Source organism: Massilia sp. BGA-UO-ETr-WB1 (genome assembly GCF_059567845.1).
The window spans coordinates 728,175-748,623 of sequence record NZ_JCAQOT010000021.1 but is presented as its reverse complement, the minus strand read 5'-3'; the positions used below and the strand labels follow the sequence as shown (position 1 = coordinate 748,623).

The window sequence follows — 20,449 nt, the reverse complement described above, 5'->3', positions numbered from 1 at the left end:
AACAAGCGTCGCCGCCGTCCAGCCAAAAGCCTCACGGTGTGGACGGAATACACACAACGTATTGGAGAAGCAACGATGACACAAATGCCACAAGACCTGCGCAAACAGACGCTGGACCTGATCAACGCGAACAAATCGGCCGACAGCGGCCAAGTCTCCGCCCTGATCGGCGCCTGGCTCGCGGCCATAGACGAGGAAGACCTGGCCGGCGTTGCGCCGGACAGCCTGGTCCCGGTGCTGTGGGAAGGTTTTGCGCAAGCGGCCAAGCGTGGCGGCGCAGGTGTGCAGATCGCCAAATTGCGCTACGCCGACGGCCGTGGCGGCAAGGCGACCGCGTTGCTGATCCTGAACGACGACATGCCGTACCTGGTGGACTCCATCGTCATGGCCCTGCGCAAGCAGCGCCTGATCGCCAACGGCGTGCTGAACGCCGTGCTGCCGGTGGCGCGTTCCGCCGATGGCGTGGCCACGGCCGTGGGCGCAGGTGCCGAGACTGCGGGCGGCAAACTTGAATCCTACGTGCTGGTGCTGCTGGCCGACGACCTGGCCGAAGGCGACCTGGCGGCCCTGGTGGCGCGCCTGGAAATGGTGGCGCGCGACGCCGCCGTGGTGCGCCGCGACCTGGACGCGATGAAGGAACGCTTCAGCAGCGTGGGCGCGGCAGCCGCCGCCAACGGCGGTGAAGAAGGCAAGGAAGTCGCCGCCTTCCTGGACTGGGCCCGCACCGAAGGCTTCGAGCCGTTCGGCTACGCCTACTACCAGGTGAAACCCGGCGTGCGCGAACTGGAACGCGACATCCCGAGCCGCATCGGCGTGCTGCAGGATACCTCGCACCCGATCTACGGCACCTGCCTGGCCAACATCCCGGGCGACTTCGACACCCTGTCCAAGCGTGCGCACACGCTGTCCATCGTCAAGGCCGACGTGGAGGGCACGCTGCACCGCGACCAGCACCTGGACTTCATCGGCGTGCGCAACACCGACGCCAACGGCGCCATCCTGGGCGAGCACTGCTTCGTGGGCCTGTTCACCCGCGCCGCCACCATCACCCCGCTGACCCGCATGCCGTTCGCGCGCGGCCGCATCGCGCAAGTGCTGCAGATTGCAGGCGTGCGCAAGGAAGGTTTCCGCGCCGAGAAATTCGTCGAAATCCTGGAATCGCTGCCGCGCACCGAAGCGATGGAAGCCGAACCGCAATGGCTGGCCGACGTGTGCGGCGCGGTCGTGTCGCTGTACAAGCAGCCGCGCACCAAGGTGTTCGCCCGCCGCGACGTGTACGCCCGCCACCTGAACGTGCTGGTCTACCTGCCGCGCGAACGCTACAGCGCCTCCGTGGCGCACGCGCTGGCCAAGGCCCTGCAGCAAAGCTCGGGCGCCTCCCACGTCAGCTCGCAAACCCTGGTGGCCGACGGCCCGCTGGCGCGCGTCTACCTGATCGCGCACGCCGCCCGATACCCACTGGACCTGGAGTCCGACATCCAGCGTCCGCTGCTGTCCATCCTGGACGGCTGGCACAACAGCTTCTCCGCCCTGGCCGACGCCGTGTTCGAGGAAGCCACCCGCACCAGCCTGCGAAAACTGTGCGCCACGCTGCCGGTGGACTACGTGAACGCCACCGCGCCCGCCGTGGCCTTCCATGACCTGGGCGCCATGCTGCGCCAGGGCGACGGCGGCCGCGTGGCCGCGCGCGTGGAACTGGCTTCGGCCGACAGCAAGGCCACCACCATCCGCCTGTACTCGGTGGAACGCGTGCCATCGCTGTCCAACATCCTGCCCGCGCTGCACAATGCCGGCGTGGCGATCGACCGCGAACAGACCTACACCATCCACACCGGCGACGGCAAACGCCACTTCGTCACCAGCCTGCTGGTGGACGAGGTCAGCGCCGCCAAGCTGGCGCAGCCGGGCGTGGCCGAAGTGGTGCAGGACCTGGTCACCTCGCTGTTCAACAATGAAGCCGAAGACGGCCGCCTGAACGGCCTGGTCATCGAAGGCGGCTTGAGCACCCGCCAGGTGCAGCTGGTGCGCGCCTATGCGAGCTACTGGCGCCAGGCGGGCAGCCGCTTCTCGGTGCGCTACGTGGCCGAAACGCTGCGCAAGCAGCCGGCCCTGGTGAAGGAACTGGTGGACGCGTTCGAGCAGCGCTTCAACCCTGCGCTGCCGGAATCCGGCCGCGCCGCCGCGCTGGAGAAACTGGCCGGCGTCAAGTCGCGCCTGGCGTCCGTAAACCACGCGGACACCGAGGAAATCCTGGCCGCCATCGTCGATCTGATGGCCGCCACGCTGCGCACCAACTACTACCAGAACAACCAGCAGGGCGACAAGATCATCTTCAAGTTCGACACCAGCAACCTGGCGCTGGTGCCGGAACCGCGTCCGTTCCGCGAGATCTTCGTGTTCTCGCGCCGCTTCGAAGGCGTGCACCTGCGCGGCGGCCCGGTGGCGCGCGGCGGCCTGCGCTGGTCGGACCGCATGGAAGACTACCGCACCGAGGTGCTGGGCCTGGTGAAAGCGCAGATGGTGAAGAACGCCGTCATCGTTCCGGCCGGCGCCAAGGGCGGCTTCGTGTGCAAGATGATGCCGAAGGACGCCGTGCGCGAGACCATCGCAGCCGAAGGCGAAGCAGTCTACCGCCTGTTCATCGCCAGCCTGCTGGAAGTGACCGACAACCGCGTGCTGGGCAACATCGTTTCGCCTGCGGACACGGTCTGCTATGACGGGGCCGACCCTTACCTGGTGGTGGCGGCCGACAAGGGCACCGCAACCTTCTCCGACATCGCCAACGGCATCGCCGTGCAGCGCGGCTTCTGGCTGGGCGACGCCTTCGCCTCCGGCGGGTCGAACGGCTACGACCACAAGAAGATGGGCATCACCGCCAAGGGCGCGTTCGAAGCGGTCAAGCGCCACTTCTACGAGATGGACCACAACATGGAAACCACGCCGTTCACCGTGGTGGGCGTGGGCGACATGTCGGGCGACGTGTTCGGCAACGGCGTGCTGCTGTCGAACCAGATCAAGCTGCTGGCCGCGTTCGACCACCGCCACATCTTCCTGGACCCGAATCCGGACACCGCCGTCTCCTTCGCCGAACGCCAGCGCATGTTCGCGCTGCCGCGCTCCTCGTGGGAAGACTACAACAAGGACCTGATCTCGCAGGGCGGCGGCGTATTCCCGCGCAACGCCCGCTCGATCGAACTGTCGCCGCAGATCCGCGCCGCGCTGGACATCGCGGAAACCGCGCTGCCGCCGGAAGAGCTGATGCATCGCATCCTGCTGGCGCCGGTGGACCTGTTCTACAACGGCGGCATCGGCACCTACATCAAGTCGTCGGCCGAAACGCATGCGCAAGTGAAGGACCGCGCCAACGATAACATCCGCGTCAACGGCAATGAGCTGCGCTGCAAGATCGTGGCCGAAGGCGGCAACCTGGGCGCCACCCAGGCCGGCCGCATCGAGTTCGCGCTGGGCGGCGGCCGCATCTTCACCGATGCGATCGACAACTCGGCCGGCGTGGATTGCTCGGACCATGAAGTGAACGCGAAGATGTGGCTGGACGTGGAAATGAACGCCGGCCAGCTGTCCGAAGCGGACCGCAACCGCATCCTGAACGAAATGACGGACGACATCGAGCGCCTGGTCCTGCGCGACAACACGCTGCAGACCCACCTGCTGGTGCGCGAGCAGCAAGCCCAGTCCGAAGCCGCGGTGCAGGACGGCTACGCCGCGCTGATCGCCAGCCTGGAAGAAGAGGGCGCGCTGTCGCGCGAACTGGAGCAGCTGCCTACCGTGGCTGAACTGGCGCGCCGCAAGCTCGACGGCCGCGGCCTGACCACGCCGGAACTGGCGGTGGTGATCGCCAACGTGAAGAACCGCTACAAGCGCCTGCTGTCGGCGCTGCCGCTGACGGAAGAGAGCTGGGCCGAGGCGGTGCTGAAGCCGTACTTCCCGGACCTGCTGGTGGCCACCCGCCCGGCGCTGGCGCACCCGCTGGCCAACGCCATCCTGGCCACTGTGCTGGCCAACGAATCGGTGAACCGCTGCGGTCCGCTGATGCTGCGCGAGCTGGCGGCCGAGCACAGTGTGGACGAAGCCGACGTGATCCTGGCGTGGGGCCAGGCATGGTCGGCGCTGAACCTGGCGCCGGTGTTCGAAGCGCTGGACGCGGACGCGCTGAAGGTGCCGCGCGCGGTGTCGATCAAGGTGGACGGCCGCACCCGCAGCCTGCAGCGCGCCGTGATCCAGGGCGTGCTGGCCGTGCCAGCCGACCAGCTGCGCGCAGCCGGCGGCGTGGACGAGCTGACCCGCCTGTTCGCACAGCCGGACATGCTCAAGAAACTGGTGCCGGCCGATGGCCAGTCCGAAGCCGACACCACGCCGGGCCTGCGTCCTGAATTCGTGCATGCCTGGAAAGCGGTGGACGCGGTGGAAGCCGTGGCGGCCTTCGTGTTCGCGGCGCTGTCGGTCAAGCGCCCGGGCGGCATGGACCTGCCGGCTTTCCTGCAAGTGGGCATGGCCCTGCGCAGCCAGGCCGGCATCGACACGCTGGAACGCGGCCTGAAGCTGCCGGCGCAAACCCGCTCGCAAGAGCAGCTGCGCAGCTACGCCCAGCATGCGCTGCGCCGCACCCAGCAGCGCCTGCTGACGCAAGTGCTGGCCCGCGCCACCAACGGCCACGACGCGGCGGAAGCCGTGGAAGTGGTGACCAACACGCTGGGCCTGTCCGGCTACGCCACCTCGGCGGACCTGGAGCAGGCGATGCTGGACGTGTGGGCGTTGTCCGAAGCGGCCAACGCCGTTCCACTGGCGGCTTAAGCGCATGGCGATGTTGCCTGAAGCTGTGCGCGCGCTGGCCGAGGCGGACTTCAGCGCCGTCGCGGCCCGCTTCACGGCGGCCGGTTTTGCGGTGACGCAGCCGGCCGACGGCATCCTGACCGTGAAGCGGCCGGCAATTGGTCGCAGCGCCGGCGGCGCGGCCGGCGCTGGGAGCGCGCGCCCTGCGGTCCTGATCTCGGTCGGCGTGCATGGCGACGAGACCGGCCCGATCGAAGTGGTGGCCTACCTGCTGGACGCGCTTTCGCGCGACGTGGCGGCCAACGCGTCCGCGCTGGCGGTGGACCTGATGCTCTGCGTCGGCAACATCGGCGCCATCCGCGCCGGCAAGCGCTTCATCGACGCGGACCTGAACCGCATGTTCCGCGCCGAGCGCGGCACGCTTGCCGGCACCGCCGAAGCCGCGCGCGCCGACGTGATGGTGGCCGCCACCAGCGCCTTCTTCAAGGACGCCGCTCCCGAGCGCTGGCACCTGGACCTGCACACCGCCATCCGCCCGTCGGTCTACCCCACTTTCGCCATCGTCCCTGAGATCATCGAGGACGGCGCGCGCAAGAAGCTGATCGACTGGCTGGGGCAGGCGGCGATAGGCGCCGTTATCATGAATCCTGCATCGGTGGGAACCTACAGCTACTACTCGGCCGAGCACCATGCTGCGGCCGGGACGACCATAGAACTGGGCCGCATCGGCACGCTGGGCGAAAACAACCTGGAGCAGTTCACGGAAGCGTCGCAAGCGCTGGACGACCTGCTGCGCGGCGCCGAGCCGAAGCAGGCGAAAGGTGCGCCGCACGTGTACGCCACCGCGCGCCAGATCATCAAGCTGAGCGACCAGTTCCAGATGGCCTTCGGCAAGGACACCTGGAACTTCACGCCGCTCAAACAGGGCGAGGAAATCGCGCGCGACGGCGACACCGTCTACACCGTGCAGCACCCGGAAGAGATGGTGGTGTTCCCGAACCCCGACGTCCGCGTCGGCCTGCGCGCAGGCCTGATGGTGGTGCGGCTCAGTTAGCCTAGGCTAGTCCAGCGCGATCACGCGGTCGCCCGGTCCGGCCTCGCATCCTGCGGCGGCCGGCGTCCATCCCTTGTGCACCACGATCTGCCGCGCGTTGTGGCAGATCTCGGTGCGTTCGCTGGCCGGATAGCGCTGCTGCACGAAGGCTTCCAGCGTGGACGGCAGGCTGACCTTCAGCTTCATCTCGTAGCGGTCCTGCGCGGGATGGTCGTCCAGGTGCACGTGCGGCACGAAATACGAAGCCAGCATCAGCAAAGGCGAATCCACGTCCACGCCTTGCGGCGCATAGCCCGCTTCGCGCAGCCAGGCCTGCGCCCGTTCGCGCACGTCGCCGCCATTGGCCAGGCTGCCCCACGCGGCGGCCAGCAGTTCCGCCACCCACTGATTGCAGTTCTGGTATTGCAGGCCGAAGGCGTAGGCGTTCGCGCTGTAAGTGCCGGCCAGCAGGCCAAGCGCGATCTGGCCGTCCAGCGACGCCAGGCGCACCACATTGGCGGCTTCCGCAGGCAGCCGCACAACCGAGATATAGCCCAGCTTCGGATCGTCCGTGCCCATGACGAAGCCGGCCACGCCCTGGTCGAAGATGCGCGGGCGGTCTTCATCGCAGGAATAGTAAAGCTGGCGCGTGGTCCATGCACCGCTATCGCCGCGCCAGCCGAGGGCGGCGTGCGAATAGCGGATGTTGAAGCGGGACAGGTCGAGGCCGGAGCGGCTCACCAGCGCGGCGCTGCCGCCGGGCTGGCCCAGTTCCTCGCGCACCACGGCGGCGAAGCGCAGCAGGCGGTCCTGCTCACCGGCGGTGAGGCTGTTGGCGCGGTCGCAAAAGGTGGCAGCCTGCCCGGCCAGCGGCAGCGCGGCCAAGCTGAGCATGCATGCGCTCAGCGCGCATGCCGCCAGGTGGCGCAATCTCACAGATTGACGGGACGCGCGGCCAGTTCGCTGTGCCAGTCGTCTTCCAGCACCAGGAAGAAGGCCTTTTGCGTGTCCGCGTGCGCGAACTCGAAACCGTAGGAACGCGGCTGCGTCAGCACCACGCCGCCCAGTTTCAGGCCTTCCTTGGCGGCGATGGCCGCCGGCAGGTCCAGCACCAGCAGCTGCCCGCTGGCGTCGTGCTGCATGGTCAGGCGGGTGGTGTTGGCCTTGCCCGGAGCCGCCGCCATCTGGATGATGTGGTACGGGCCGCCGGCGGTCTTGTTGTCGCCGCTGGAGCTGTTGCTCGAGCCGTTCAGCGACGTGGACACGCTGCCGCTGGAAGCCGAGCCCGCGCTGGAAGCGGAGGAGGTGAAGCTGTCGGCCTGCGCGTTCAGGGCCAGGGTGGCTGCTGCGGCAACGCCGGCAGCCTTGAAAATCGAAGGGAACTTCATTGTTATTCCTATAATTGCGCTTCTGCGAGCGAAAACCAGATAATACACGTATGATTTCCACCTTCCTATCATCGAAAGAAGCCGCCATGTCCCTATCCATGTATCAGGTCTCGGTGCCGGTGTTTGTGCGCGCTCTCAATGTGCTGTCCGCGCTGCTGAAGAAAGGCGAGGAGCACGCCGCCGCCACCGGCGCCGTGCCGGACGTGCTGCTGGGCGCGCGCCTGGCGGACGATATGCTGCCGCTGTCGGCGCAAGTGCAGCGCGCCAGCGATGCGTCCAAGCTGTGCGTGGCGCGGCTGTGCGGGGTGGACGCGCCGAAGTTTGAAGACAACGAGGCCAGCTTCCAGCAGCTGCAGGAGCGCATCGAGAAAACCATCGCCTTCCTGGAGAGCGTGCCGCAGGCGCAGTTCGATGGCGCGGGCGAGCGCGACGTGACGCTGACCTTCGGCGCCTTCAGCCAGTCCTTCACCGGCCAAAGCTATCTGCTCACCTTCGCGCTGCCGAACTTCTACTTCCACGTCACCACCGCCTATGGCATCCTGCGCGCGCAGGGCGTCAAGCTGGGCAAGCTGGACTTCCTCGGTCCATTCTGAGGATCAGGAGCCGCCCTCAGGCTCCGGTGGCCACCGGCCACACCATCTCCAGCTCCATGCCGATCGAGCGCGCCAGGCCGTCCAGGTCCGGGAACAGCGTGGCGTTGGTGATGTTCATGCGGTACAGGGCTTTCATGGCCTCGTCGCGCATGGACTGCGGCAGCACGATCTGCTTGAGCAGGGCGCCGCTGTCGCCGTAGGCGGGCAGGATCTCGTCCAGCGGCTTGTCCAGCATGCCCGGCACCACCAGCGTGCCCGATTGCGCCACCAGGCGCCGGTCCATCTCGGTCGGCTCGCCGATCCAGATGATGGCGTGGCTGTTGGGCAGGTAGAAGCGCGTGAAGTTGCCGCCCTCGCGCGGGTCGATGTGGTCGCGGTCCATGCCGGGATCGGTGTGCGGCGCGGCGGTCCACAGGCGCGGCGTGTTCAGCGCGTAGACGGCGGCGTCGCCGGTGGCGCGCTCCAGCGCGAAGAACGCCGCCACGAAGGGCGACTTGGTGAAGTCCAGCAGGCGGGTCGGCGCGCCGTGGTGCTGCATCAGCGCCAGGCAGCGCAGCGCGTTGTCCAGCACCGACGGGTCGGTGAGGTAGTTGTGCGCCTTGCGGCGGAAGATGCGGATGGCGCGTTCCTCGCGCGCGCGCCAGCTGGCGCGGTCGGGAATGTAGGCGCTCAGGTAGCGCGACAGGGACGTCATCAGCGGCCAGCGCACATCCTGCTGGCCACGGAACGCCCAGCCGTCCAGCTCCGCGCTGAGGGCGGTGAATTCGTTCCAGTTGCTTACGCTGATCTGCTCCATCCGCATTCCTCTCAAAGTCCGTCAGGCCGCCAGCAGGGCAGGGCGCGGGGCTGTGACGCGCTGCGCCAGTCCATGCACGCCATCTGCCGCGTTCAGGCGGAACACGCTCACCAGCCGCGCCAGCTCCGCCGCGCGGTCCTGCAGCGCCTGCGCTGCGGCGGCGGCCTGCTCCACCAGCGCCGCGTTCTGCTGCGTGGTTTCATCCATCTGCACCACCGCCTGGTTCACCTGCGCCAGCCCGCTGCTCTGTTCGGCGCTGGCGGAAGCGATCTCGCTGATCGACACCGCCACCTGTGCCACGCTGCTGACTACATTATGCATCGTTGCGCCGGCCTGCTGCGCAAGCTTGCCGCCGCTCGCCACGCTGGCGGTGGACGCATCGATCAGGTGCTTGATGTCCTTGGCCGCCGCCGCCGAGCGCTGCGCCAGCGTGCGCACTTCGGACGCCACCACCGCGAAGCCGCGCCCCTGTTCTCCCGCGCGCGCCGCCTCCACCGCCGCGTTCAGCGCCAGGATATTGGTCTGGAAGGCGATGCCGTCGATCACGCCTATGATATCGCCGATCTGGCGCGAAGACGCGCTGATCGCATCCATGGTCGCCACCACCTGCTCCACCACCAGGCTGCTGCCGGTGGCCACGCCGGATGCGTCCTGCGCCCGCTCGCGCGCCTGCCGCGCGTGCTCCGCGTTCTGGCTCACGGTGGCCGACAGTTCCTCCATGGCGGACGCGGTTTCCTCCAGCGCACTGGCCTGCTGCTCGGTGCGTCCCGACAGGTCCAGGTTGCCCTGCGCGATCTCGCTGGCGGCGCCTGCAATCGCGTCGGTGCCGCTGCGCACCTCGCTGACGATGTTGCGCAAGCTGCGGTTCATCTCCTTCAGCGCCTGCAGCAGCTGGCCCACTTCGTCCTGCGAGCGCACTTCGATCTCGCTGCTCAAGTCCCCTGCGGCCACGGTGCGCGCCACCCGCACCGCCTCGCCCAGCGGGCCGGTAATGGTGCGCGTGATCCATAGCCCGAAGCCGACCGCCAGCACGCAGGCTGCAGCGGCCAGCAGCAGGATATGCAAGCGCTTGGCGGCATACAGTTCGGCCGCCTCGCGCCCGCTCTTTTCCATCAGCTTGCCGCCGCCCGCCAGGAAGCCCTTCATGCGCGCGGTGTAGGCCAGCTGGTCGTCGCGCAAGGTGGTCATGAGCAGTGCGGAGGCGTCGATGGTTCCGCCGCTGCCCGCCAGCTTCATGAACTCCGCCTGGCCGGCCTGGTACTTCGCGCGCAGCACCTGCATGTCGGCGTAGGCCTTGCGGCCCGCCTCGCTGGACAGCATGCCCCGCAGCTTGTCCAGCCCTTCCGCGATGGCCTTCTCGCCGGCGGCGATGGATGCGGTTTCCGTCTTCAGCATGTCCGGGTTATCGGCCAGCAGCATGTTGCGCATGGAGATGGCGTTTTCATTCACCTGCATCAGCAGGCTGGTGGTCAGCACCACCTGCGGATAGCGGTCGTCGACGATCTGGCTGGTGGCCTGATTCAGGCTGGCCAGGCTTTGTACCGCCACCAGCACAATGCCGCCCAGTAGCGCGATGATGATGCCGAAGCCTGCCGCCAGCCGGGTGCCGATTTTGAGATTTGCAAACATGTGGAACTCCATGAAGAACGCCGCGCGGCCCGAAATAAGGCGGCGCGGCGTGGCATTGCGATCAGGTTTAGAACGAGTGGTGTACGCCCATGGTGGTCACCAGCTGGTTGCGGCCGTCGGCCGCGCCGGTGTTGTTCTGCAGCGCGAAGCGCGCCGAACCGCCGGCCTTCTGGTAGGCCGCCTGCACGTAGAACTCGGTGCGCTTGGAGAACGCGTAGGCGTTGCCGATGCTGAACTGGTTGTACTTGGCGCCGCCCAGCTTGGAGTTGGTGAAGCCGATGTTCAGGGTGTTCAGCGGGTTGTAGTTCCAGGCCGCGCCCAGGTCCACGTTCTTCTGCTTGAAGCTGGAGGCCGGCAGGTCCACCGTGCTTTGCGTGTACAGCGCGTTCAGGCGCCAGTCGCCGGCCTTGTAGCCGCCGCCGGCCGCCCAGGTGGTCAGGCTGTCGAACACGGTGCCGGCATTGCCCAGGTTGAGCGTGGAGAGGAAGGCGCCCGCGTAGCCGGCGGCGCGGTCATTCTGCTTGCTGTACGCCAGGGCCAGGCGCAGCGGGCCATTGACATAGTTGGCGCCGGCGCTGGCGTTGCGCCCCTTGCTGCTGTCGCCGGCCTGTTCGCCCATGCCCACCATGGCGCTGACGGTCAGGCCGTTCATGATGGGCGAGGTGTAGCGCACCACGTTGTTGTACTGGTAGGTGTTGGCCAGCGTGTCCAGGTTACCGGGGTGGAAAAGGTAGAAGTTCGTCAGCTGGAAGCCGTTGCTCAATTTGCCCGCGTAGTCGAACACGATGTCCGGCATATTGCCGAGCGTGACGCTGCCGAAATTGCCGGACAGGCCGACCATGGTGGTGCGGTTGAACAGCTTGGTGGCGTTGACGCTGGCGCCGGTGTCGGTGGCGAAGCCGCCCTCCAGCTGGAACACGGCCTTCAGGCCGCCGCCCAGGTCTTCCACGCCGCGGAAGCCGAAGCGGTCCGGCTGCATGGTGCCCTGGTCGACGCGCGTGACCGATTTGCCATTCAAGTTGCTCACGTAAGCCACGCCCGCATCCAGGCTGCCGTAGATGGTGACGTTGCTTTGCGCCTGGGCTGCGCCGCCGGTGACTGCGGTGGTGGCGATTGCGGCTGCTGCGGCGTAGATGTGCTTCTTCATCGGAACTCCCCTTTGTTATAGGCGGCAAGAGCCGCGTTTCATGGATAAAACGTCGTTTCAAACTTGAATTGGGCGCAAAAAAAACCGGACGAGTGCCGGTGGAGCGCAGGCAGCGCCGGCTGCCGGGCCGGCTACAGGTCGAGCACCAGGCGGTTCCCCTTGCAGCCGGATACGCAGACCATCATGGTCTTGCCCGACTCGCGTTCGGCCTTGGTCAGCACGCCGTCGCGGTGCTCGGGCACGCCGTCGATCACCGCCGTTTCGCACGAGCCGCACACGCCTTCGCGGCAGCTGTGGTCCACGTCGATGCCCGCTTCCAGCAGCGCGTCCAGCAGCGACTTCCCGGCCGGGACCATCACCATCTTCTGCGACCTGGCCAGCTGGCATTCGTACTCGCTGCCCTGCATCGCCACCACCGGCTCGGCAGGGGCAAAGCGCTCGATGTGCACATTCGGCAGCTTCAGCTCCGCGCAGATGCTTTCAAACGCGTTCAGCATCGGCGTGGGTCCGCAGCAGTAGAAGTGCGCGGCGGCGGACTTGCCGGCCAGGTAGCTGCGCAGGTCCGGCGGGCCGCCCGCTTCGTCGTTGAAGTGGGTTTGCGCGCGGCCCTCGGCCACCAGCTGGTCGACGAAGGCCGCTTCGCTGCGGCTGCGCGCGCAGTACAGCAGCTCCACCGATTTGCCCATGCGGCGCAGCTCGTTGAGCATGCTGTAGATCGGCGTGATGCCGATGCCGCCGGCGATCAGCACCGTGTGCGCGGCCGTTTCGTCGAGCGGGAAGTTGTTGCGCGGCGCGCCGATCTTGATCGTGGAGCCCACCCGCAGCTGCTCGTGCACATAGCGCGAGCCGCCACGGCTGTTACGGTCGTGCAGCACGCCGATCACGTAGCGGCGCCGTTCCAGCGGGGAGTTCGACAGCGAGTAGCTGCGCACCACGCCGTTGGGCAGGTGCAGGTCGATGTGCGCGCCGGCTGCGAAGGCCGGCAGTTCGGCGCCTTCCGGCGACACCAGCTCCACGCTGACGATGCCCTGCGCTTCGAAGCGCATGGCTTGCACGCGCACGGTGATCTGTTGGCTGGTTGGGCTGGTTTGGCTGGTACTCATGGCGATAGCTCCCGATACTCTTTGATGATTAGGCAGTCTTCTCTTCGGCGGCGGCGATCTGCGCCTTGGCCAGGCCGCGCAGGTGGCGGCGCAGGCGCACGATGCCCATGTCGTGCTGGTACAGCATCTCGCGCTGGTTGGCGTCCGGCTCCATCGCTTCCAGGATTTCGCGGTCCTGCTCCAGCACGTGCCAGTGGCGCGCTTCCAGGCGGTTCTTGTACAGGAAGCGCCAGGTGTCGCGCTGCCAGCCTTCCACCTTGCGCACGCGCCAGAAGAACACGGCGGTGGCGCCTTCCTCCATCGGCGCATAGCCGCCGATGATGATGAAGTTGCCGCCCGGGCCGCCGGTCTTCGGATACGGGATCTCCAGGCGCATCCACTGGATGCCGGTTTCGGCGTACTCGGTCCAGTCGAAGTTCACGCCGCGCTGGCCTTCCTTCTCGAACACGAAGCCGGTGTCGGTGTCGCGCACGCGGAAGGCGGCGGTCGATTCGCCCTCGGCCATCGAGTGCGACTGCTTGTGCAGGAAGGTGCCGTGCATCGGGTCGAGCACGTTGTCCAGCACGTAGCGGTAGTCGCCGTTCCATTCGGCATAGCACAGGAAGTTGGAATACTCGGGCGCAGTCAGTTCCGGCGGCAGTTCGAGCGGCGGAGGCTGGTCCACGTCCTTGCTGGCGTTGTAGAGGAAGATGGCGCCTGCCGCTTCCTGTACGTGGAAAGAGCGCGTGGCTTTTGCGCCTTCGAGCTTGCAGCCCGGGCTGCCCGGCACGCTGGTCACCACGCCGTCGAAGCGCACCTGCACGCCGTGGTAGCCGCAGGCGATGCGGTCGCCCAGCACGATGCCTTTCGACAGCGGCGCGCCACGGTGCGGGCAATGGTCTTCCAGCGCGTGCAGGGTGCCGTTCGCTTCGCGCCACAGCACGAACTTGCGGCCCAGGCGGCGCAGCGAGACGGGGCGCTCGGCGATAAAGCTCGACGGGCAGATCGGATACCACAGGTCTTTCAGGCCGGCTGCGAGGACGGCGTCTACTGGGTCGTTGGCTACGGTTCTCATGGCTTGTCCTTCCTTATCAGCATTCAGCGGCCAGGCGCGCAACTTCGGCCTGGTAGCCTTCTTCGGTCCATGCGCCGCCGCCGGGGAAGCCGGGGCCGGTGCGGTTCAGGTGCGCCACCAGCGCGGTGAGGTCGGCGATGCCGGACGCGAAAGCGCGTTCGATGGAATCGCCCAGCAGGTCTTCGTAGCCGGTGGGTTCGCGGCGGCGGGTCTGGTGTACGGTCAAATAGCGGTCTTGCATGATGTGTCTCCGTTCAGGACTTTGGTTTGTCGGTCAGGAATTTGCCTTCCGGCGCCTTCGCGTTGCGCTGCCTGCGCGTGTTGCCATCCAGGCCGCCTTCGATGGCCCACTCCGCGAACACCGTGGGGCCGGGTTCGAATTCGCGCGGCTCCCAGTGCTCGTCCAGCTGGTCCTCGTCGGCGTAGTATTCGATCAGGCCGCCGGCCGGATTCTTGAAGTACCAGAAGTAGGCCGACGAAATCGGATGGCGGCCCGGTCCCAGTTGCGTGTCCCAGCCCTGGCGCGACATGTGCATGCCGCCGCCGAACACTTCGTGGATGTCGCGCACCGTGAACGCCACGTGGTTCAGGCCAGCCTTCGGGTCCGGCGTTTGCAGCAGGAAGATGTCGTGGTGGCCACCCACGTCGGCGCAGCGCAGGAAGGCGCCGCGGCCGGGGTAGCTGTCCGACTGCACGAAGCCGAAGTGCTTGCGGTAGAAGGCTTCGCAGGCCGCCACGTCCTTCACGAAGAACACCACGTGGCCCACTTCGATCGGCGTGGCGCGCTCGTAGGCCGGGCTGCGCTGGTTCACGCGCGGGCGGTGCGACCAGGTGTTCATCTCGGCGCATTCCACGTCCACGTCGCGCTTGCGGGTCACCTGGAAGCGCACCGCCAGGCCGTTCGGGTCGGTGCAGCCGATGCGGCCGGCGGCGGCATCTTCGCAGGCGCCGGGGAGGGGGCGCACGATGGCGCCGAAGCGGTCCATCACTTCGGCCGACGACACGCCCCACACCACTTCGCGCAGCGTCGGGCCGGCTTCGATGGCCGGCGGCAGCGCCGGGTCGTCCGAGCGGCGCACCAGCACGCGGCAGCCGTTCAGCGTTTCGAATGCCAGCAGGCCTTCGTTTTCCTCCACCAGCTTCAGGCCCCAATCGGAGAAGAAGGTTTTGCAGGCGGGCAGGTCGTCCGCGCCGTAGGTGATTTCGTCGATTCCCAGTACGTCCATATTATTTCCCCTGCGCCCACGGCAGCGGCATGTCGTTCATGCCCCAGTAGACGCTTTTCTGTTCCATGTATTGCAGAATGCCGAGACGGCCCTTTTCGCGTCCCAGGCCGCTGTCGCGCCAGCCGCCGAACGGGGTCGAAATCGAAAACTGCTTATAGGTGTTGATCCACACGTTCCCGGCCTGCACCGCGCGCGCGTAGCGCCAGGCCTTCTTGTAGTCCTGGGTCCAGATGCCGGCGGCCAGCGCGTACACGCTGTCGTTGGCCTGCGCGATCAGGTCCGCCTCGTCGGTGAAGGGCATGGCCACCAGCACCGGCCCGAAGATCTCTTCCTGGCAGATGCGCCAGTCGTTCTTCACGCCTTCGATGATGGTCGGCAGGAAGTAATTGCCCTTGTCGTAAGCGGCGCCCTGCGGACGCATGCCGCCGACGCGGATGCGGCCGCCTTCGGCCACGCCCAGCGCCACATAGGACTCGATGCTGTCGCGGTGGCGCGCCGTGATCAGCGGGCCGAGCTGGGTCTTCTCGTCGGCCGGATCGCCCACGCGCAACGCGGCGGCGCCGGCGGCCAGGCGTTCCATGAAGCTGTCGTAAATGCCGTGCGCCACGAACAGGCGCGAGCCGGCGATGCACGATTCGCCCGAGCTGCTGAAGATCCCGTACAGCACGCCGGCCACGGCGTGGTCCAGGTCCGCGTCTTCGAACACGATGGTGGGCGACTTGCCGCCCAGTTCCAGCGACACCGGCATCATCTTGTCGGCCGCGATGTGGGCGATGTGCTTGCCGGTGCTGGTGCCGCCGGTGAAGGACACGCGCTTGACCAGCGGGTGCAGCGTGATGGCGTCGCCGATCACCGAGCCTTTGCCCGGCAATACGCTGATCAAGCCGGCCGGCACGCCGGCTTCGATGCAGATGCGGGCCAGCTCCAGCGCCGCCAGCGGCGTCACTTCGGCGGGCTTCACCACCACCGCGTTGCCGGCCGCCAGTGCCGGCGCCATCTTCTGCGCCTCGCTGGCGATGGGCGAGTTCCACGGCGTGATGGCGGCCACCACGCCCATCGGTTCGTACACGCTCATGGTGAGGTTGTCGCCGCGTGCCGGGGTGATGGTTTCCTCCAGCGTTTCGCAGGCGGCTGCGAAGAACTGGAAGGTGGCGGCGGCGCTGGCCACCAGGTTGCGCGTTTCGGTGATCGGCTTGCCGTTGTCCATGCGCTGCAGCTGCGCCAGTTCCTCGCCGCGTTCGCGGATCAGCTGCGCCACCTTGTTCAGCACCGCAGCGCGCTCGTGCGGCTTGCGCTGCGCCCAGCCGCTGGTGCGGAAGGCCAGGTCGGCGCGCTCGATGGCTTCGTTCACATCGGCCACGCTGGCGGCGTGCAGGTAAGCCACCGGTTCGCCGGTGGCCGGGTACAGCGTGGCGTACTTGTCGCCGCCGCCGAGGCGCCATTCGCCTGCGACGCAGATCTGCTGCGTGATGTTGGGGTTCATGAGGTTCATCGCCTTGCCCTTAAATCGAAAGTGCGTGCGCGCGGTTGTTCAGTGCGCGCACCACGCTGAACACGGTCAGCGCGGAAGTCTTGGGATTGGCCGCCAGCGGCTTGCCGCGCATGGTCAGCTCGAAGCCGCCGAAGGCGCCGCTGGCTTCCACGTGGTGCACGTTCTCCGTCACGGCGGGGTCGGCCAGCAGGCGCACCTGCGTGTGGTCCAGGCCCAGGCCGGCCAGCGACAGCGTGGCCGCCACGTTGGCGTTCTTCGGATACAGGCGCGCCGCTTCGCGCGCCGTGCCTTCGAAGATCACCGTGGCCTGCGTCAGCGCGTCCAGGTCCACCAATTTCTCGGCGGGCGTGTCCTTCCACGCGCCGGGCGGCTTGCGGCCGGTGTAGACCACCGAGTCCAGGCCACCGATGCGGGCCGCAGCCAGCGCGTCGATCGCTCCGATGGCGCCTGACAGCAGCTGCACCTGGGTCTTGCCGCGCTGCGCCGCCTGCTCCAGCTTTTCAGCCAGGCCTTCCTCGGACAGGGCGCCCACCGACACCACCATGCACGGAATGCCGCTTTCCAGCGCCGGGATGATGTGCTCCTCGATGGCGCGGTGGCCGGCGCATTCGATCAGCAGGTCGGGACGGCTGCCGTTCAGGCCCACGCCCACCTTGGTGTGCGGGCACAGTTCGCGCACGGTGGCGCCGGCGTGCTCCAGGCCGGACTCCGGCACGATCACCAGGTCGAACACCACCTCGGGATCGCTTTTCAGCAGCTCCATCACGCCGACGCCGATGGCGCCGCAACCTATCATCGATACATGCAGCATGGCGGGCTCCCCTTACGCGATGGCGGTGGCTGCTTCGGCCGGTGCGGCCACCTTCACCGGAGGACCGGCGAAGGCGGTCTTGAAGCTGCCGATCGACAGCATGTCGATCTCCAGCAGGAACGGGCCCGGCTCGGACAGGGCGGTGCGCAGGGCAGCACCGGCATCTGCCAGATTGCTCACGCGGGCGTGGCGCAGCTGCAGCGAGTGCGACAGCTCGGCGTAGTCCGGCGTGTGCAGGTCCACGTAGTGGCGGCGGCCGCCGTACTGCACGTCCTGGATGTTCTTGATCACGCCGTAGCCCTTGTCGTTCATCAGCACGATGACCATGTCGGCCTTTTCCTGCACCGCAGTGGCCAGCTCGCCCAGGTTCAGGATGAAGCCGCCGTCGCCGGCCAGCGTGAAGGTCTTTTTGCCCGAGTTGGTCACCGCCGCGCCGATGGCCGCGCCGATGCCCATGGCCAGGCCCTGGCCGATGCCGCCGCCCAGCGCATGCACGCCCGCCAGCGGATCGAAGATGCGCAGGTAGCGGTTGCCCCAGGTGGAGTTCGATACCGTCACGTCGCGCACCCAGTTGAAGCGGCGGCCGGCCGCTTCCTGCAGCTGGTCCACCAGCGCGCTGTAGGGGCCGAGGCCGTCGACCAGGCCGGCCACCGCCACCGCGCGGGCAGCCTGCAGGTCGGCGATGAAGGCCGGGTCGATGCTCATCTTGCCTTCCAGGCGGTCGGCCAGCGCCTCCAGCGCCAGTTCCGCGTCGCCGCAGACGAAGTAGTCGCTCTTGTAGCAGCGGCCTTCGGCGGCCGGGTCGGCGTCGATGCGGTACAGCGCGCGTGGCAGCTTCAGCTCGTACTTCAGCGTTTCATTGCCGCGCAGGCGGGAACCCACCACCAGCATGGCGTCGCAGGTCTGGTAGAAGTTCTCCACCGGCTTGTGCAGGTTGAAGGCGCCCAGCGAGCGCGGGTCGTCTTCCGGCACCACGCCGCGGCCCTGGGTGGTGGTGACCACGCCGAAGCCCATGTCCAGCAGGCGCTGCACCTGCTTCGAGGCGCCACGGCTGCCGCCGCCCAGCCACAGCATCGGGCGCCTGGCCTTTTTCAGCTGCGCGGCCAGTTCGTCCAGCGCGTGCACCGACGGTTCGTTGCGCTGGATAGGCAGCGGCTTGAAGTCGGACGGCATGTCGATCAGCGCGGCCTGGATGTCGATCGGGATCTCCACGCTGACGGGGCCCATGGGCGGCGTCAGCGCGATCTGGACCGCCTGCTTGACGGTGCTCAGCGCGGTGTCCGTGCTGCGGATGCGGAAGGCGGCTTTCGACACGGCCTTGAGCATGGTCAGCTGGTCCGGCGCCTCGTGGATATAGGACAGGCTCTGGTCCAGGTAAGGTGTTTCAATCTGGCCGGTCAGGTGCAGCAGCGGCGTGCCGGCGGTGAGCGCTTCCACCATGGCGCCGGCGGCGTTGCCCGCCGCCGTGCCGGTGGAGGTCAGGCACACGCCCAGGCCGCCGGTGCTGCGGGCATAGGAGTCGGCCATGTTGGCGCCGCCAGCTTCGCCGCGCGCCGGCACGAAGCGGATCTGGCCGCGTTCGCCGAACGCGTCCAGGATGGGCATGTTGTGGATGGAGATCACGCCGAAGGCAGCTTTCACGCCGCACTGTTCGAGGAAAGCGGCGATGGCGCCGCCGACGGTGATTTGTTGGGTATTAGACATGGCGTGAAAGTCCTCCAGAGACGTCGATGTGGCTGCCGGTAGTGTAGGAAGAGAGCGGAGAGGCCAGGAACACGATGGCGCGCGCTGCTTCTTCGGGGAGGCCGAGACGGCCGATTTGAATCTGTTTTTTCTGCGCCAGGCGGCGCGTCCACTGGACCCAGTCCAGGTCCTGTTCCTCGGCGGGACGGGCGTCGAAGCGGCGCTTCCACTGGCCCGATTCCACCAGGCCGATCAGGATGCCGTTCACGCGCACGCCGTGCGGCGCGAATTCGGTGGCCAGCGAGCGCACCAGGTTGTGCACGCCGGCCCGCGCGGCGGAAGTGGCCACCATGTGCGGTTCCGGCTGCACCGCTAGCAGCGAGTTGACGCAGACGATGGCTGCATCGGGCTCGCTCTGCAACTGCGGCAGGAAGGCGCGGGTGGGGTGGATGATGGAGAAGAACTTCAAACGCAGTTCCTCCATCCACGCTTCGTCGGCGGTGTCGGCGAAAGTCGACACGCGGCCCTGGCCGGCGTTGTTGACCAGGATGGACGCGGCGCCCAGTTCCTGCTGCACGCGGGCGGCGAAAGCGGCCACCTGCTCCGGCGCCAGCACGTCGCAGGTTTGCGCCAGCAGGCGCGCGGCGGGGAACTGCCCGCGCAGTGTGGCGGTGGCCGTTTCGAGGCGGGCGGCGTCGCGGCCGCACAGGGCCACGGCGGCGCCGGCTTCCAGCAGCAGCTGCACGGTGGCGTAGCCGATGCCGGACGAACCGCCCGTCACCACCGCCACCCGGCCTGCAAGATTAGTCATGCTCATCATGTGCTCCGTAGCTCGGCGCCGCTTAGCGCTGCCATAAATTGACGATTTGCGCGGTTTCCGTCGGCGCATGGTCCAGCAGGCGGGAAAGCTCGTCCGCGCTGCCGCGCACCTGGGCCACGATGCGCTCCAGGTGGTCGGTGCCGATCTGCTGGTCGGGGATGGTGGCGCCCAGCGCGGCGACCACTTTGCCGCTGTGGTCGCGCACCGGCGCGGCCATGGTGGAAATGCCGCGCTCGAAGAAGCCCTGCTCCCACACGTAGCCGCGTTCGCGGTCCTGCTGCAGCATGTTGAACAGGTCCAGCACCGTGTGCGGCGTGCTGTCTGAATACACCTTCAGGTGCTCTTCCGGATACAGCTCGCGCAGCTGCGGCAGCGTCAGGTCCTGCAGCAGCACGCGGCCCAGCACGGTGGCGTGCGCCGGCAGGCGGGTGCCGACGTTGACGGTGCTGACGAACGGCGCGGGCGTGCTGGACTTGGCCACGTAGACGATGTTGCGCGCGTCGCGCACCACCAGCGTGGTGGAATAGCCGATTTCGTCGCGCAGGCGTTCCAGCAGCGGGCGGCCGATCTCGGTCAGCTCCAGCGAGGCCAGGTATTCGAAGCCCATGCGCAGCACGGCCATGCCCAGGCGGTAATCGCGGCCGCCCTCGGCGCGCTCGACGAAGCCCATGCGCTCCAGGGTGGTCAGCAGGCGGAATACGGTGGAACGCGGCACGTCCAGGCGCTTGGCCAGTTCCGGCGCGGACAGGGTCTTTTCGTGGCGGCTGAATTCGCACAGCAGGCGCAGGCCGCGCTCCAGGCCGGGCACCGTGTATTTGTCGGCGCCGTCGTCTTCCGCTTGTTCAGGCTTGTTGTTCATGGTTGGTCCCGTAAGTTGTAGTGG

17 protein-coding genes are annotated in these 20,449 nt (G+C 67.6%); 3 read left to right on the top strand and 14 right to left on the bottom strand.

Features of this window, described 5'->3' with window-relative positions:
• The first annotated feature begins 75 nt into the window (after nucleotides 1-75).
• Together AC56DV_RS08080 and AC56DV_RS08075 are read left to right on the top strand one after the other, a co-directional pair.
• Nucleotides 76-4,812: an NAD-glutamate dehydrogenase domain-containing protein gene (locus AC56DV_RS08080; RefSeq protein ID WP_496313768.1), complete on the top strand. Its 4,737-nt coding sequence runs from the start codon at nucleotides 76-78 to the stop codon at nucleotides 4,810-4,812.
• Between the two features lie 4 nt (nucleotides 4,813-4,816).
• Nucleotides 4,817-5,845 carry a succinylglutamate desuccinylase gene (locus AC56DV_RS08075; protein WP_496313767.1) on the top strand — a complete coding sequence of 343 codons (1,029 nt, stop codon included), beginning with the start codon at nucleotides 4,817-4,819 and terminating at the stop codon, nucleotides 5,843-5,845.
• Nucleotides 5,846-5,851: 6 nt separating this feature from the next.
• Here the strand turns inward: AC56DV_RS08075 and AC56DV_RS08070 are convergent, their stop codons facing one another.
• A complete protein-coding gene (locus tag AC56DV_RS08070; RefSeq protein WP_496313766.1) occupies nucleotides 5,852-6,718 on the bottom strand; it encodes a DUF2145 domain-containing protein in 867 nt (288 codons plus the stop codon).
• Between the two features lie 38 nt (nucleotides 6,719-6,756).
• The gene (locus AC56DV_RS08065; protein WP_496313765.1) at nucleotides 6,757-7,212 is read right to left on the bottom strand and encodes a hypothetical protein; all 456 of its coding nucleotides are present in this window, start codon (nucleotides 7,210-7,212) and stop codon (nucleotides 6,757-6,759) included.
• A gap of 86 nt (nucleotides 7,213-7,298) precedes the next feature.
• Here AC56DV_RS08065 and AC56DV_RS08060 point away from each other — a divergent pair, with 86 nt between their 5' ends.
• Nucleotides 7,299-7,805, top strand: a complete 507-nt coding sequence (locus AC56DV_RS08060; RefSeq protein WP_496313764.1) for a DUF1993 domain-containing protein — start codon at nucleotides 7,299-7,301, stop codon at nucleotides 7,803-7,805.
• Nucleotides 7,806-7,821: 16 nt separating this feature from the next.
• Here the strand turns inward: AC56DV_RS08060 and AC56DV_RS08055 are convergent, their stop codons facing one another.
• The 12 genes from AC56DV_RS08055 to AC56DV_RS08000 all read right to left on the bottom strand — a co-directional run bounded on the left by AC56DV_RS08055 (nucleotide 7,822) and on the right by AC56DV_RS08000 (nucleotide 20,425).
• Nucleotides 7,822-8,601 (bottom strand): FRG domain-containing protein, encoded by a 780-nt coding sequence (locus AC56DV_RS08055; protein ID WP_496313763.1) that lies wholly within the window; start codon nucleotides 8,599-8,601, stop codon nucleotides 7,822-7,824.
• Nucleotides 8,602-8,622: 21 nt separating this feature from the next.
• The gene (locus AC56DV_RS08050) at nucleotides 8,623-10,230 is read right to left on the bottom strand and encodes a methyl-accepting chemotaxis protein (RefSeq protein WP_496313762.1); all 1,608 of its coding nucleotides are present in this window, start codon (nucleotides 10,228-10,230) and stop codon (nucleotides 8,623-8,625) included.
• 67 nt (nucleotides 10,231-10,297) lie between these two features.
• Nucleotides 10,298-11,377 (bottom strand): porin, encoded by a 1,080-nt coding sequence (locus tag AC56DV_RS08045; RefSeq protein ID WP_496313761.1) that lies wholly within the window; start codon nucleotides 11,375-11,377, stop codon nucleotides 10,298-10,300.
• 131 nt (nucleotides 11,378-11,508) lie between these two features.
• Entirely contained in the window at nucleotides 11,509-12,480 is a 972-nt protein-coding gene (locus AC56DV_RS08040) for a PDR/VanB family oxidoreductase (protein ID WP_496313760.1), read from the bottom strand.
• 28 nt (nucleotides 12,481-12,508) lie between these two features.
• A complete protein-coding gene (locus AC56DV_RS08035; RefSeq protein WP_496313759.1) occupies nucleotides 12,509-13,534 on the bottom strand; it encodes a Rieske 2Fe-2S domain-containing protein in 1,026 nt (341 codons plus the stop codon).
• 16 nt (nucleotides 13,535-13,550) lie between these two features.
• Nucleotides 13,551-13,775 carry a recombinase-like helix-turn-helix domain-containing protein gene (locus tag AC56DV_RS08030; RefSeq protein ID WP_496313758.1) on the bottom strand — a complete coding sequence of 75 codons (225 nt, stop codon included), beginning with the start codon at nucleotides 13,773-13,775 and terminating at the stop codon, nucleotides 13,551-13,553.
• A 13-nt stretch (nucleotides 13,776-13,788) separates the two neighbouring features.
• Entirely contained in the window at nucleotides 13,789-14,760 is a 972-nt protein-coding gene (locus tag AC56DV_RS08025) for a VOC family protein (RefSeq protein WP_496313757.1), read from the bottom strand.
• A gap of 1 nt (nucleotide 14,761) precedes the next feature.
• Complete coding sequence (locus AC56DV_RS08020; RefSeq protein ID WP_496313845.1) at nucleotides 14,762-16,243, bottom strand: aldehyde dehydrogenase; 1,482 nt, start codon at nucleotides 16,241-16,243, stop codon at nucleotides 14,762-14,764.
• A 19-nt stretch (nucleotides 16,244-16,262) separates the two neighbouring features.
• The gene (locus tag AC56DV_RS08015; protein ID WP_496313844.1) at nucleotides 16,263-17,015 is read right to left on the bottom strand and encodes an aspartate dehydrogenase; all 753 of its coding nucleotides are present in this window, start codon (nucleotides 17,013-17,015) and stop codon (nucleotides 16,263-16,265) included.
• A gap of 60 nt (nucleotides 17,016-17,075) precedes the next feature.
• Nucleotides 17,076-18,767 (bottom strand): thiamine pyrophosphate-binding protein, encoded by a 1,692-nt coding sequence (locus AC56DV_RS08010; RefSeq protein WP_496313756.1) that lies wholly within the window; start codon nucleotides 18,765-18,767, stop codon nucleotides 17,076-17,078.
• Nucleotides 18,760-19,563, bottom strand: a complete 804-nt coding sequence (locus AC56DV_RS08005; RefSeq protein WP_496313755.1) for an SDR family oxidoreductase — start codon at nucleotides 19,561-19,563, stop codon at nucleotides 18,760-18,762. Before AC56DV_RS08005 ends, AC56DV_RS08010 begins: the two co-directional genes overlap by 8 nt.
• 25 nt (nucleotides 19,564-19,588) lie before the next feature.
• Complete coding sequence (locus AC56DV_RS08000) at nucleotides 19,589-20,425, bottom strand: IclR family transcriptional regulator (protein WP_496313754.1); 837 nt, start codon at nucleotides 20,423-20,425, stop codon at nucleotides 19,589-19,591.
• Nucleotides 20,426-20,449 lie beyond the last annotated feature (24 nt).

Bases quoted from the DNA above. Each gene is read 5' to 3' on its own strand.
- AC56DV_RS08080 (WP_496313768.1), top strand. From the start codon at position 76: ATGACACAAATGCCACAAGACCTGCGCAAACAGACGCTGGACCTGATC.
- AC56DV_RS08075 (WP_496313767.1), top strand. From the start codon at position 4,817: ATGGCGATGTTGCCTGAAGCTGTGCGCGCGCTGGCCGAGGCGGACTTC.
- AC56DV_RS08070 (WP_496313766.1), bottom strand. From the start codon at position 6,718: ATGCTCAGCTTGGCCGCGCTGCCGCTGGCCGGGCAGGCTGCCACCTTT.
- AC56DV_RS08065 (WP_496313765.1), bottom strand. From the start codon at position 7,212: ATGAAGTTCCCTTCGATTTTCAAGGCTGCCGGCGTTGCCGCAGCAGCC.
- AC56DV_RS08060 (WP_496313764.1), top strand. From the start codon at position 7,299: ATGTCCCTATCCATGTATCAGGTCTCGGTGCCGGTGTTTGTGCGCGCT.
- AC56DV_RS08055 (WP_496313763.1), bottom strand. From the start codon at position 8,601: ATGGAGCAGATCAGCGTAAGCAACTGGAACGAATTCACCGCCCTCAGC.
- AC56DV_RS08050 (WP_496313762.1), bottom strand. From the start codon at position 10,230: ATGTTTGCAAATCTCAAAATCGGCACCCGGCTGGCGGCAGGCTTCGGC.
- AC56DV_RS08045 (WP_496313761.1), bottom strand. From the start codon at position 11,377: ATGAAGAAGCACATCTACGCCGCAGCAGCCGCAATCGCCACCACCGCA.
- AC56DV_RS08040 (WP_496313760.1), bottom strand. From the start codon at position 12,480: ATGAGTACCAGCCAAACCAGCCCAACCAGCCAACAGATCACCGTGCGC.
- AC56DV_RS08035 (WP_496313759.1), bottom strand. From the start codon at position 13,534: ATGAGAACCGTAGCCAACGACCCAGTAGACGCCGTCCTCGCAGCCGGC.
- AC56DV_RS08030 (WP_496313758.1), bottom strand. From the start codon at position 13,775: ATGCAAGACCGCTATTTGACCGTACACCAGACCCGCCGCCGCGAACCC.
- AC56DV_RS08025 (WP_496313757.1), bottom strand. From the start codon at position 14,760: ATGGACGTACTGGGAATCGACGAAATCACCTACGGCGCGGACGACCTG.
- AC56DV_RS08020 (WP_496313845.1), bottom strand. From the start codon at position 16,243: ATGAACCCCAACATCACGCAGCAGATCTGCGTCGCAGGCGAATGGCGC.
- AC56DV_RS08015 (WP_496313844.1), bottom strand. From the start codon at position 17,015: ATGGAGCTGCTGAAAAGCGATCCCGAGGTGGTGTTCGACCTGGTGATC.
- AC56DV_RS08010 (WP_496313756.1), bottom strand. From the start codon at position 18,767: ATGTCTAATACCCAACAAATCACCGTCGGCGGCGCCATCGCCGCTTTC.
- AC56DV_RS08005 (WP_496313755.1), bottom strand. From the start codon at position 19,563: ATGAGCATGACTAATCTTGCAGGCCGGGTGGCGGTGGTGACGGGCGGT.
- AC56DV_RS08000 (WP_496313754.1), bottom strand. From the start codon at position 20,425: ATGAACAACAAGCCTGAACAAGCGGAAGACGACGGCGCCGACAAATAC.